The sequence below is a fragment of the Streptomyces sp. NPDC023838 genome (genome assembly GCF_040639555.1).
Lineage (GTDB): Bacteria > Actinomycetota > Actinomycetes > Streptomycetales > Streptomycetaceae > Streptomyces.
The window spans coordinates 21143-33834 of sequence record NZ_JBFAAD010000056.1; the positions used below are offsets into that span (position 1 = coordinate 21143).

A 12692-nucleotide genomic window follows, 5' to 3' on the forward strand; every position below is an offset into this window, starting at 1 on the left:
CCGAACGGCTCCTGAGACGACTTCCGGGACGACCTCCCGGGCCACTCCCCCGCCGACGACTCCCCTGCAGCGGCTGCGGGTCCTGGACCTCGCCACCCTCTTCGCCGGGCCGCTCGCGGCGACGATGCTGGGCGACTTCGGCGCCGAGGTCATCAAGGTCGAGCACCCCAGCCGCCCCGACCCCTCGCGCGGCCACGGCCCCGCCAAGGACGGCGTGGGGCTGTGGTGGAAGCTGCTCGGCCGCAACAAACGGACGATCACCCTCGACCTGTCCACGCCGGGCGGCCGCGAGACGCTGCTCAAGCTCGCCGCCTCCACCGATGTGATCATCGAGAACTTCCGCCCGGGCACCCTGGAGCGCTGGGGTCTGGGCTGGCCCGAACTGGCCGCCGTCAACGACCAGTTGGTCCTGGCCCGGGTCACCGGGTTCGGCCAGTGCGGCCCGTACGCCCACCGCCCCGGCTTCGGCACGCTCGCCGAGGCGATGAGCGGCTTCGCCGCCGTCACCGGCGAGCCGGACGGCCCGCCGACGCTGCCCCCGTTCGGCCTCGCGGACTCGATCGCCGCGCTGGCCACCGCGTACGCCGTACTGACCGCGCTCACCGCGCGCGCCGCCACCGGGCGCGGGCAGGTGATCGACATGGCGATCATCGAGCCGATCCTGACGGTCCTCGGCCCGCAGCCCATCTGGTACGACCAGCTGGGTTACGTCCAGCCGCGCACCGGCAACCGCTCCCGCAACAACGCCCCGCGCAACACCTACCGTACGGCGGACGGCAGTTGGCTCGCCGTCTCGGCCTCGGCCCAGTCAGTGGCCGAGCGGGTGATGCGCCTGGTGGGGCGCCCGGACCTGATCGGCGAGCCGTGGTTCGCGAGCGGTTCGGGGCGGGCCGAGCACGCGGACGAGCTGGACGAGGCGGTGGGCGGCTGGATCGGCCGGCGCACCCGTGAGGAGGCGATGACGGCGTTCGAGAAGGCGGAGGCGGCGATCGCGCCGATCTACGACATCAGCGAGGTGATGACGGACCCCCAGTACCGCGCGCTGGACACGCTCACCACGGTCGACGACCCGGAGCTGGGCCCGCTGCGGATGCAGAACGTGCTGTTCCGGCTCTCCGAGACCCCGGGCGCGATCCGCTGGGCGGGCCGCCCGCACGGCGCGGACACGGAGGACGTCCTGACCGAACTCGGCCTGTCCGCCCAGGAGATCACCGCACTGCGCAGAACGGGCGCCCTGTGACGACGATCCCGCTGACCTGGCTGTACGTCCCCGGCGACCGGCCACAGGTGGTCGAGAAGGCGTTGTCGGCGGGCGCGGACGTGGTGATCGTGGATCTGGAGGACGCGGTGGCGCCGGACCGCAAGGAGTACGCGCGGGCGGCGACGGCCGAGCTGCTGACGGAGCAGCCCACCACGCCGGTGCACGTCAGGGTCGCCACGGAGGAGGACGTACGGGCCCTGGCCGGGCTGCCGGGGCTGGCGGGGCTGCGCCTGCCCAAGATCACCCAGGCCTGCCAGGTCCAGCACATCGCGGGGCTGGCGCCCGGCGTCCCCCTGCACCCGCTCCTGGAGAGCGCGCTGGGAGTGGAGCACGCGTACACGATCGCGTCCGCCCACCCGGCGGTGAAGAGCATCGGGCTGGGCGAGGCGGACCTCTGCGCCGATCTGGGCGTACGCAACGAGTCGGGCCTGGACTGGCCGCGCAGCCGGGTGGTGGTGGCGGCCAGGGCGGCGGGCCTGGCACCGCCCGCGCAGTCGGTGTACCTGCACATCAGCGACCTGACGGGCCTGGCCGCGTCCTGCGCCCACGGCCGCTCGCTGGGCTTCCTGGGCCGCGCGGCGATCCACCCGGCGCAGCTGCCGGTGATCGAACGCGCCTATCTGCCACCGCCGTCGGAGGTGGCGGCGGCTGAGGAGATCCTCACGGCGTCCCCCACGGACACGGGGGCGCTGGCGCTGCCGGACGGTCGCTTCGTGGACGCGGCGGTGGTGGAGGCGGCCCGCCGCACACTGGCGCTGGCCCGCCGCGGTCCCCCACCCCGCCCGTTCCCTTGACCCGCCGGGGGTGAGCTTTCGTCTGCGGGCCGGTGGCGGGCTGGTCGCGCCCGCGCGGCGGAGCCGCATATGTAACAGCCCCGCGCCCCTCAAATGCGCCCCTGCGGGGCGCCCTGTAGGGGCGCGCGGGGAACTGCGCGAGCAACCCAGCACGGTCCGCGGACGAACAGGGGCCCGGGGCAGAGCCCCGGAAACGATGGTCAGCTGTTGTTCTTCGCGGCCGTCTCGTCCTTGGACAGCTCAACACGCCCGGCCTCGGCCTCGTCGGCCGACTCCGGCGCGGAGTCCTCGGGGGCGGCGGCTTCCGAGTCACCGGCGTCGGCGGGGAAACCGGCGGAACCAGTGTTCTCCGCACCCGGCTCACCCTCCGCGTCAGCGGAGCTGGGCTCGACGACCTCTTCCCGCCCCGGCCGCACCCGCGAAGAGATCACGATGTACGTCACGGCGAGCACGAAGACGGTGATCGCGGTCCAGTCGTTGAGGCGCAGCCCCAGCACGTGGTGGGCCTCGTCGACCCGCATGTACTCGATCCAGCCGCGTCCCACGCAGTACGCCGCGACGTACAGCGCGAACGCCCGGCCGTGGCCCAGCTTGAAGCGGCGGTCCGCCCAGATGACGAGGAAGCCGACCCCGAGGCACCACAGCGACTCGTACAGGAAGGTCGGGTGGTAGGTGCCCGCGACCCGGTTGGTGCCCTCGGAGATCTTCAGCGCCCACGGCACGTCGGTGGGCTTGCCGTACAGCTCCTGGTTGAACCAGTTGCCCCAGCGGCCCACGGCCTGGGCGAAGGCGATGCCTGGGGCCAGCGCGTCGGCCCAGGCCGGCAGCGGGATGCCCCGGCGGCGGCAGCCGATCCAGGCGCCCACCGCGCCGAACGCGATCGCGCCCCAGATGCCGAGCCCGCCCTGCCAGATCTTGAAGGCGTCGACCCAGTCCTCACCGTCGCTGAAGTACAGCTGGTAGTCGGTGATGACGTGGTAGAGCCGGCCGCCGACGAGGCCGAAGGGCACCGCCCAGACGGCGATGTCGGCCACGGTGCCGGCTTGGCCGCCCCGGGCGACCCAGCGCTTGTTGCCGTACCAGACGGCGACGAAGACACCGATGATGATGCAGAAGGCATAGCCGCGCAGCGGGATCGGTCCGAGATGGATCACGCCGGTCGACGGGCTGGGAATGAAGGCGAGGTTCATGGCAGGGTCGACGCTACCTTGCCGGGCGGGCGGTCGGACCACCCACCCGGCAACTTATGAGTAACGAGCGCTACGGCAGGGGCTGAGGGGCCGCCGGAGCCGGAGCGCCCCCCGCTCCCGTCCCCGCCCCGGACCCGGTCGCGGTTCCCGCACGCGATCCCGAGTGGGCCGCCGGGGCCCCCGGATGCGCCGGGCCCGGTGCCGGGGCCTTCTTCGGGACCGGGCCCCGCACGTGCGTGGACCTCGGCTTCGCCCCGGACACGGCGGGCGCGCCCGCCGGCGGCGAACTGGGGGCGGCCGTCCCAGGCTGCGACGGCGAAGCCGTCCCCGGCTGCTTGCCCTTGTTCGCCTCGACGACCCACTTCTTCAGGTTCGCCGGGCTGATCTGCTCGCTGCCCTTCTGCGGGAAGACCGACTCCCCGTTCAGCTGGACCGTCGGCGTGCCGCTGAAGCCGCCGTTCTGGAAGGCGTCGTTGGACTTGGTGACCCAGCTGTTGTGCTTGCCCTTCTCCACGCAGGAGCGGAAGGCGGCCGAGTCGAGGCCGGGGACCTTCTGGGCCAGCTCGATCAGCTTGTCGTTCTTCCCGTACGCGTCGTCCGTCTCCTTGGGCTGATTGGTGTAGAGCACGTCGTGGTACGCCAAGAACTTCCCGGCGTCCTGTGCGCAGCCCGCCGCGTTCGCCGCGCGCAGCGAGCCGCTGCCACCGAGGTTGTGGTCGATCAGGGTGGCGAGGTGGTACTGGACGCGGAGTTGGCCGCTGTCCTCCAGCTCGTGGATCGTGGGGCGGAAGCCGTTCTCGAACGCGGCGCAGGCCGGGCAGCGGAAGTCCTCCCAGACCGTGAGCGTGGACGGCGCGTCGGCGGCGCCCACCGGGATGGCCAGGTTGTCCTTGCCCTCGGCGCCGGCGGGCGCGAGGAGCGGGCCGGACGCGCTCTGCTTGCTGTCGCCGCTCCTGGTGTTGGCCGCGATCACGCCGATCACCGCGGCCAGCCCGAGGACGCACACCACCGCCGCGCCGACGATCATCGTGCGTCTGCGCCGGTCCTGGGACCGCTGCCGCTCGCGCTCCTGGGCCAGTCGCTCGCGGGCCGTTTTCTTGCCTTCTTGGTTCTTCTCGCTCACACCCGCAGCAACGAACCGGGGAGGCACCAACGTGCCCCCCCGGTCCCAGATCCACCCGTACGAGCTAACGCGCTCCGGGTCCGCTCCTACCCGGGCAGGGTTACGGAGCGTTGCGGCGCGGCCTACGCCCTTACGGCGTACGGCGTACGCCCCGCGCGAGTTCACCCGCGAGGGCGCGCACGGCGGCGAGCCCGCTCGCCTGGTCCGGCGCGTCCAGCAGCCGCTGGACGAAGGCCGAGCCGACGATCACGCCGTCGGAGAAGGCCGCGACCTCCCGGGCCTGCTCGGCGTTGGAGACGCCGAGGCCGACACAGACCGGCAGCTCGGTGGTGGCCCGGGTGCGCCGCACCAGGTCCTCGGCCTGTGCGCCGACGGACGCGCGCGTGCCGGTGACACCCATCAGCGACGCCGCGTACACGAAGCCGGAGCCCGCCTCCGTGATCCGCGCGAGCCGCTCGTCCTTGCTGCTCGGCGCGACCACGAAGACCGTGGCCAGGCCGTGCTTGTCGGCGTGCTCGCGCCACAGCGCGGACTCCTGGACCGGCAGGTCGGGCAGGATGCACCCGGCGCCGCCCGCCTCGGCCAGCTCGGCGGTGAAACGCTCCACGCCGTACCGGTCGATGGGGTTCCAGTACGTCATCACCAGCACCGGCTTGCCGGTGGCCGCGTGGGCCTCGCGGACCGTGCGCAGCACGTCGGCGATCTTCACGCCGCCCTTGAGGGCGATGTCGTCGGCGGTCTGGATGACCGGCCCGTCCAGGACCGGGTCGCTGTGCGGCAGGCCGACCTCGACCACGTCCGCGCCGCCGTCGAAGACGGCCTTGACCGCCTCGATGCCGCCGTCGACGGTCGGGAACCCGGCCGGGAGGTAGGCGATGAGCGCGGCCCGGTCCTCGGCCTTCGCCTTGGCGAGGGTCTCGCTCAGCAGAGTCACGTTCCCGCTCACTTCGCGTCCCCCTCGATCTCGGCGAGCCCGGCCGCGTCGGCGGGCACCTCACTGTCGGTGCCGTACAGGCCGAAGTAGCGCGCGGCCGTGTCCATGTCCTTGTCGCCGCGCCCGGACAAGTTGATCACGATCAGACCGTCCTCGCCCAGCTCCTTGCCGACATCGAGAGCGCCCGCGAGCGCGTGCGCGGACTCGATCGCCGGGATGATGCCCTCGGTGCGCGAGAGCAGCCGCAGGGCCTGCATGGCCGCGTCGTCGGTGACCGCGCGGTACTCGCCGCGGCCGATGTCCTTGAGGTAGGAGTGCTCGGGCCCGATGCCCGGGTAGTCCAGACCGGCCGAGATCGAGTACGGCTCGGTGATCTGGCCCTCGTCGTCCTGGAGGACGTAACTGCGGGAGCCGTGCAGGATGCCCGGCTCGCCCGCCGTGAGGGTCGCCGCGTGCTCGCCGGACTCGATGCCGTGCCCGGCGGGCTCGCAGCCGATCAGGCGGACGTCCGCGTCCGGGATGAAGGCGTGGAAGAGCCCGATGGCGTTGGAGCCGCCGCCGACGCAGGCGACCGCGGCGTCCGGGAGGCGTCCGGCGCGCTCCAGGATCTGGCGGCGGGCCTCGACGCCGATGACCCGGTGGAAGTCGCGGACCATGGCCGGGAACGGGTGCGGGCCCGCGACCGTGCCGAAGAGGTAGTGCGTACGGTCCACGTTGGCGACCCAGTCGCGGAACGCCTCGTTGATGGCGTCCTTCAGGGTGCGGCTGCCGGACTTCACGGGGACGACCTCGGCGCCGAGCATGCGCATCCGGGCGACGTTCAGCGCCTGGCGCTGGGTGTCGACCTCGCCCATGTAGATGGTGCACTCCAGGCCGAAGAGGGCGCAGGCTGTCGCCGTGGCAACGCCGTGCTGGCCCGCGCCGGTCTCGGCGATGACGCGGGTCTTGCCCATGCGCTTGGTGAGCAGCGCCTGGCCGAGGACGTTGTTGATCTTGTGCGAGCCGGTGTGGTTCAGGTCCTCGCGCTTGAGGAAGACCCGGGCGCCGCCGGCGTGCTCGGCGAACCGGGGCACCTCGGTGAGGGCGCTCGGGCGGCCGGTGTAGTTGACCATGAGGTCGTTGAGCTCGGCGGCGAAGGCGGGGTCGGCCTTGGCCTTCTCGTACTCGACGGCGACCTCGTCCACGGCGGCGACCAGGGCCTCCGGGATGAACTTGCCGCCGAAGGCGCCGAAGTAGCCCTCGGGGCTGGGGACTTGACCGTCCGGGTCGGGGATGAAGAACTCGTGGGACATGGGGATACCTCCCAGGGGGCCGTCTCGGCCCCGGGTCCTGTGTGTGGGCGTCCTGTCGCGTACGCCGAGCGCCGAGGGGATGTGCGCGGGCCTGCGTGCGACCGCCGTCCTGGGCTGGTCGCGCCCACGCGACGCAGTCGCATGGATACAGTCCCGCGCCCCCTGCGGGGCGCTCAGCTCAGCGGCGACGCCATCGCATCCCGTTGACCTGTCCCGGCTCGTCCCCGATCACGTACCGCACACGCCGCCCGTGCACCCGGCGCGCCGGAGCGCGGCAGCCGCGCGGGCGGCAGCCGGGGGCGAGACGGGCGGCGATAGGCATGGTGAGGTCAGTTCCGTCCGTGGCGCAGGGCGGGGTGGGCGCCGGCGGCCACCAGGTCCGCGACGGCTCCCCGGGGGTCCTTGCCGGTCACCAGGGACTCGCCGACCAGGACGGCGTCCGCGCCGGCGTTGGCGTACGCGATCAGGTCGTGCGGGCCGCGCACGCCCGACTCGGCGATCTTGACGATGTGCGAGGGGATCTCGGGGGCGACGCGGTCGAAGACGGTGCGGTCGACCTTGAGGGTCTTCAGGTCGCGCGCGTTGACGCCGATGATCTTGGCGCCCGCGTCGACCGCCCGCTCGACCTCGTCCTCGTCGTGCACCTCGACCAGCGGGGTGAGCCCGATGGACTCGGCCCGCTCGATCAGCGAGACCAGCGCGGCCTGCTCCAGCGCGGAGACGATCAGGAGCGCCAGGTCGGCCCCGTACGCCCGGGCCTCCCAGAGCTGGTACGCGGTGACGATGAAGTCCTTGCGCAGCACCGGGATGTCGACCTTGGCCCGGACGGCCTCCAGGTCCGCGAGCGAGCCGCCGAAGCGGCGCTCCTCGGTGAGCACGGAGATGACGGCGGCGCCGCCCGCCTCGTAGTCGGCGGCGAGGCCCGCGGGGTCGGCGATGGCCGCCAGCGCGCCCTTGGACGGGCTGGAGCGCTTGACCTCGCAGATGACCTTGACGCCTTCGCCGCGCAGGGCCGCGACGCCGTCACGGGCCTGGGGCGCCTTGGCGGCACGCTCCTTGAGCTCGTCGAGGCCGACCCGCGCCTGCCGCTCCGCCAGATCGGCGCGGACGCCCTCGATGATCTCGTCGAGCACACTCACGCGAGCGGCCCCCTTCCAGGACGGTGACGTTGACGATCGGCCAGGATCAGCCATCACGATGGTATCCGCACCGGAGCGAAGGGCCCGCATCCGGTTGACGCCCGTCCCACGCCTCGGACAGCCGGGACGTGGGGAGATATACGGAATGTCACGGCGCCAGCACAGACCCGAACGGTAGATTCCGGACAACCGAGAAGATCAGCAGCACCGCGCCGATGCCCCACCAGTGGGCGTCCTTGAGGTCGATCCGGAAGGGCAGCCCGCGCGCGGCGCGCACGGCCCAGACCACCCAGATCACCGCGAAGAGCACATAACCGACGACCGCGAGCGCGTTGGCCCCGAGCGCCGCGCCGAAGTCACCGGTGATGAAGTCGTGGGCGCTGCGCAGACCGCCGCAGCCCGGGCAGTAGATCCCGGTGAGCCGCAGCAGCGGGCAGACGGGGTAGTGGCCGGGCTCGTTCGGGTCGACCGCGCCCACGTACGCGAAGGCGGCGGCGACCCCGGCGAGGGTGCCCAGCGGCACGAACAGCCGGCGCGCCGCGGCGGGGGCCGCCGGGGCGGGTGCGGGGGTCGGGGTGGCGTCCACGCGGTGATTGTCCCCGCTCACGCGGAGAGGCGCAGCCCCAGGGGGCCGCGCCTCATCCACGTACAGCTTCCCGTCCGGCCGGGCGCCGGGCCCGGCTCAGCGTGCCTCGGCGAGGCGGGCGCGGGCCTTGAGGCCGGCGTCCTCGCGGGCCGCGGCCATCTCGGCGGACTCCTTGGGGGTGCCCATGCCCATCATCTTCATGATGCCGCCGACCACGGCGCCGAGCAGGGTGAGCGCCGTACCGGCCCAGAAGCCGACCGCGTTGCCGGCGACGATGAACACCGACGCCGCACAGAAGCCGATGAAGGAGATGATGACACCGGTCCAGGCGGCCGGGGTGTGTCCGTGGCCGCCGCTGCTGCCCGCCATGAGTTGCTCCTCGTTGGTGAATCTCTGGGTCGCGGAGTCGGCCGCTTCAGTCCGTGGACGCCGACCGCTCGCCGACCATTGTCGCGCACCCGTGCGCGTGCCCGGAGCCTGGGGTGGCCCCCCGTGGGGCAGCTCACACTCCGGTCGGGTCCTCGCCCCGGTCCAGGGCCTTCCACAGCTCCTCGGGCCGGTCCGGGTCCTTGACCGGGCGGGGCTTGCGGGCCCGGGGGCTGCCGTCGCGCTCGTAGCGCCCGCCCATCGCGGGCCAGGCGGCGCCGAACCGCAGCGCGAGCAGCCCGGCGACCAGGAGCAGCAGACCGCCGGCGAAGGTGACGTAGGGCCAGGCGGTGTGAGTGAGGCCGCCGATGGTGGCGGCGGCGTCGCCGCTGGTCCTGGCGGCCTTCTCGTCCAGCGCGGCGCTGTCGTCGGCGCCGAGGAAGGCGGCGAGCGCGGCTCCGGCGCCGCTCAGCGCGAGCAGCCCGGAGACCAGCAGCCGGCCGGCCCGGCGGACCGCGAAGACCGCCACGAGCGCGGCCAGCCCGACTATCGCGAGGGCGGCGGGCACGCCCGTCACGTTCTGCCCGGTGGCGCGCAGCGGCACGGTGCCGCCGCCGACCGCGGCGTGGCCCTCGGCCCAGGTCTGCCCCGAGGCCAGCAGGACGACGGCGGCCCCGACGGCGCCGAAGAGCAGGGCTGCGGCGAGGCTGCGACGGCCTCCGGCGCGGGCGGGTGACGCGGAATCGGCACGCGACGGGGGTACGGGTACGGCACTCACGTACCCCACTATCGCCTGCACGGCGGTGATCTTGTCACCCGGGGGTGTGTTATGGCGCGAAATCTATCGGCGAGAAGTTCGTCTGCGGGCCGTCTGTGGCTGGTCGCGCAATCCCCGCGCCCCTTAATGGGCCCGAAGGGCCCTCCTAGGGGCGAACTGCGCGAGCAACCCAGACGGTCCGCAGACGACGGACTAGCCGCCGAGTCGATTGGCCGTATGCACGGCCCTCAGCACCGCCGCCGCCTTGTTGCGGCATTCGTTGTCCTCCGCCACCGGGTCGGAGTCGGCCACCACGCCGGCCCCGGCCTGGACGTACGCCGTGCCGTCGCGCAGCAGCGCGGTGCGGATGGCGATGGCGGTGTCGGAGTCCCCGGCGAAGTCGAGGTAGCCGACGCAGCCGCCGTACAGCCCGCGGCGGCTCGGCTCCAGCTCCTCGATGATCTGCATCGCGCGCGGCTTGGGCGCGCCGGAGAGGGTTCCGGCCGGGAAGCACGCGGTGAGCACGTCGAAGGCGGTACGGCCCTGGGCGACCCGGCCGGTCACGGTCGACACGATGTGCATGACGTGCGAGTACCGCTCGACGGACATGAAGTCGACGACCTCGACGCTGCCGGGCTCACAGACCCGGCCCAGGTCGTTGCGGCCCAGGTCCACCAGCATCAGGTGCTCGGCCCGCTCCTTGGGGTCGGCGAGCAGCTCCTCGGCCAGGTCGTTGTCCTCCTGCGGGGTGGCGCCGCGGTGCCGGGTCCCGGCGATCGGGTGGACCATGGCCCGCCCGTCCTCGACCTTGACGAGGGCCTCGGGGCTGGAGCCGACGACGTCGAAGCCGTCGAAGCGGAAGAGGTACATGTACGGGGACGGGTTGGTGGCCCGCAGCACCCGGTAGACGTCGAGCGCGCTCGCGGTGCACGGCGTCTCGAACCGCTGCGAGGGCACCACCTGGAAGGCCTCGCCCGCGCGGATGCGCTCCTTGATGTCGTCGACGGCGTCCTGGTACGCCTTGCCGCCCCACAGCGCGGTGTACTCGGGCAGCACGGACGGCGGCAGGGCGGTGGGCGCGTACTCGCCCGGCTTGGCCAGGTCCGCCTCCATCGCGTCCAGCCGGGCCACGGCGTCCGCGTACGCCTCGTCGACGCCGGTGTCCAGGTCGTTGTGGTTGATCGCGTTGGCGATCAGGAGCACCGACCCGGCCCAGTGGTCGAGTACGGCGAGGTCGGAGGTGAGCAGCATGGTCAGCTCGGGCAGCTGGAGGTCGTCGCTCCCGCGCTCCCCGATCTTCTCCAGCCGCCGCACGATGTCGTAGCCGAGGTAGCCGACCATGCCGCCGGTGAACGGGGGCATCCCCTCCGCCAGGTCGCGCGGGGTGTGCAGCGCCTCGACGGTGGCCCGCAGGGCCTGAAGCGGATCACCCGAGGTGGGGACGCCGACGGGCGGGGTGCCCACCCAGTGGGCTTCGCCGTCGCGGGCGGTGAGCGTCGCGGCTGAGCGCACGCCCACGAACGAGTAGCGCGACCAGGACCGGCCGTTCTCGGCGGACTCCAGGAGGAAGGTGCCGGGCCGCTCGGCGGCGAGCTTGCGGTAGAGCCCGACGGGGGTGTCGCCGTCCGCGAGGAGGCGGCGGCTGACCGGAATGACGCGGCGGTCCACCGCGAGCTTGCGGAAGGTTTCGAGATCCATGGCGCGACCCTACTGACCGGCGGCGGGCAGCAGGACGTCGGCGTCGAAGCATGTCCGGTCCCCGGTGTGGCACGCGGCGCCGACCTGATCGACCTTCACCAGCAGGGTGTCCCCGTCACAGTCCAGCGCGACGGACTTCACGTGCTGGAAATGCCCGGAAGTATCCCCCTTCACCCAGTACTCGTTCCGGCTGCGCGACCAGTAGGTGCAGCGTCCGGTGGTCAGGGTGCGGTGCAGGGCCTCGTCGTCCATCCAGCCGAGCATGAGCACCTCACCGGTGTCGTACTGCTGAGCGATGGCCGGGACCAGTCCATCGGCGGTCCGCTTCAGGCGGGCGGCGACGGCGGGGTCGAGAGTGCTGGTCATGGCCCCATTGTGCCGTGGTACGGGGGCGCTCCGGCGGTGCGTCCACTGGGCGGACGTGGGCGCGGGTCGTACGCTGGCCCCCATGTCGACCCATGCCAAGCGTGAACGGCTTCTGCTCGCCGACCTGTTGGAGGCGGCGGGCCCGCAGGCCCCGACCCTCTGCGAGGACTGGACGACGCGCGACCTCGCGGCCCACCTGGTGGTCCGCGAGCGCCGCCTCGACGCGGCCGGCGGGATAATTCTCGGTGCGCTGAAGTCCCGCCTGGACCGGGTGCAGGCGGAGTTCGCCGCGAAGCCGTACGAGGAGCTGGTCCAGCTCTTCCGTACGGGGCCGCCGAGGTTCTCCCCGTACAGCCTCAAGCAGGTGGACGAGGGGGCGAACGCGGTCGAGTTCTACGTCCACGGCGAGGACATCCGGCGCGCCCAGCCCGACTGGACGCCGCGCCCGGTCGACCCGGTCTTCGCGGACGTCCTCTGGTCCCGCCTGGAGAAGATGGCGCGCCTGATGGGCCGCCGCTCCCCGGTGGGCCTGGTCCTGCGCCGCCCCGACGGCCAGACGGCGGTGGCCCGCCGCGGCACTCCCGTGGTGACGGTCACGGGCGACCCGTCCGAACTCGCCCTCTTCGCCTCGGGCCGCCAGGAGGCGGCGGAGGTGCAGATCGAGGGCGAGAAGTCAGCGACGACGCGAGCGCTGGAGGCGAAGCTGGGCGTGTAGCCCGGGGCGACGCCCCCGGCCCCCTGTCCCGGCTGCGAGCCGAGGCCGGTTGCGCGTGCGCGCCTGAAGACTTGGCGGGTGGCCGGGTGCGGGCCGGTGGGGGCTGGTCGCGCAGTTCCCCGCGCCCCTAAACACCTGGCCGGTGGCCGGGTGCGGGTCCGCTTGGGCTGAGCGCGCAGTTCCCCGCGCCCCTAAATACCTGGTCGGTGGCCGGGTGCGGGTCCGTTTGGGCTGAGCGCGCAGTTCCCCGCGCCCCTTAAAACCTGGTCGGTGGCCGGGTGCGGGTCCGATTCGGCTGGTCGCGCAGTTCCCCGCGCCCCTAAAAGCCTGGTCGGTGGTCGAGTGCGGGTCCGTTTGAGCTGGTCGCGCAGTTCCCCGCGCCCCTGGGGGGGTTGCGGTCGCCGCACCCCGCACCCTTTAGGGGACCATGAAGGACACGCGGAGCGTGTTCACCATGCCGGAGGCGCCGAT

12 protein-coding genes and 1 pseudogene are annotated in these 12692 nt (G+C 73.0%); 3 read left to right on the forward strand and 10 right to left on the reverse strand.

The window, feature by feature from the left end; all coding sequences use genetic code 11:
* Positions 1–64: 64 nt before the first annotated feature.
* Complete coding sequence (locus AB0G17_RS35555) at positions 65–1240, forward strand: CoA transferase (protein ID WP_361391855.1); 1176 nt, start codon at positions 65–67, stop codon at positions 1238–1240.
* Entirely contained in the window at positions 1237–2055 is an 819-nt protein-coding gene (locus AB0G17_RS35560; protein ID WP_361391825.1) for a CoA ester lyase, read from the forward strand. Before AB0G17_RS35555 ends, AB0G17_RS35560 begins: the two co-directional genes overlap by 4 nt.
* Before the next feature lie 200 nt (positions 2056–2255).
* On the opposite strand, the gene lgt is transcribed toward AB0G17_RS35560, so the two are convergent.
* The 10 genes and pseudogenes from lgt to hisI form a co-directional block, all read right to left on the reverse strand.
* Complete coding sequence (gene lgt, locus AB0G17_RS35565; RefSeq protein WP_361391828.1) at positions 2256–3245, reverse strand: prolipoprotein diacylglyceryl transferase; 990 nt, start codon at positions 3243–3245, stop codon at positions 2256–2258.
* Positions 3246–3555: 310 nt separating this feature from the next.
* A pseudogene (locus AB0G17_RS35570) lies at positions 3556–4368 on the reverse strand (thioredoxin domain-containing protein); the annotation flags it as partial.
* A 130-nt stretch (positions 4369–4498) separates the two neighbouring features.
* Entirely contained in the window at positions 4499–5314 is an 816-nt protein-coding gene (gene trpA, locus AB0G17_RS35575; RefSeq protein ID WP_361391831.1) for a tryptophan synthase subunit alpha, read from the reverse strand.
* The gene (trpB, locus tag AB0G17_RS35580; RefSeq protein WP_361391834.1) at positions 5311–6594 is read right to left on the reverse strand and encodes a tryptophan synthase subunit beta; all 1284 of its coding nucleotides are present in this window, start codon (positions 6592–6594) and stop codon (positions 5311–5313) included. Before trpB ends, trpA begins: the two co-directional genes overlap by 4 nt.
* Positions 6595–6923: 329 nt before the next feature.
* Positions 6924–7733 (reverse strand): indole-3-glycerol phosphate synthase TrpC, encoded by an 810-nt coding sequence (trpC, locus tag AB0G17_RS35585; protein ID WP_361391837.1) that lies wholly within the window; start codon positions 7731–7733, stop codon positions 6924–6926.
* A gap of 148 nt (positions 7734–7881) precedes the next feature.
* Positions 7882–8319 (reverse strand): DUF2752 domain-containing protein, encoded by a 438-nt coding sequence (locus AB0G17_RS35590; RefSeq protein WP_361391840.1) that lies wholly within the window; start codon positions 8317–8319, stop codon positions 7882–7884.
* 96 nt (positions 8320–8415) lie between these two features.
* Positions 8416–8688, reverse strand: coding sequence for an HGxxPAAW family protein (locus tag AB0G17_RS35595; RefSeq protein WP_361391843.1), 273 nt, complete (start codon positions 8686–8688; stop codon positions 8416–8418).
* A 133-nt stretch (positions 8689–8821) separates the two neighbouring features.
* A complete protein-coding gene (locus tag AB0G17_RS35600; protein ID WP_361391857.1) occupies positions 8822–9472 on the reverse strand; it encodes a TIGR02234 family membrane protein in 651 nt (216 codons plus the stop codon).
* A 183-nt stretch (positions 9473–9655) separates the two neighbouring features.
* Positions 9656–11140: an anthranilate synthase component I gene (locus tag AB0G17_RS35605; protein ID WP_361391846.1), complete on the reverse strand. Its 1485-nt coding sequence runs from the start codon at positions 11138–11140 to the stop codon at positions 9656–9658.
* Between the two features lie 9 nt (positions 11141–11149).
* Entirely contained in the window at positions 11150–11506 is a 357-nt protein-coding gene (gene hisI, locus AB0G17_RS35610; protein WP_101387889.1) for a phosphoribosyl-AMP cyclohydrolase, read from the reverse strand.
* A gap of 82 nt (positions 11507–11588) precedes the next feature.
* On the opposite strand from hisI, the gene AB0G17_RS35615 reads away from it, so the two are divergent.
* On the forward strand, positions 11589–12221 hold the full coding sequence (locus AB0G17_RS35615) for a TIGR03085 family metal-binding protein (RefSeq protein WP_361391850.1): 633 nt from the start codon (positions 11589–11591) through the stop codon (positions 12219–12221).
* Positions 12222–12692: the final 471 nt, after the last annotated feature.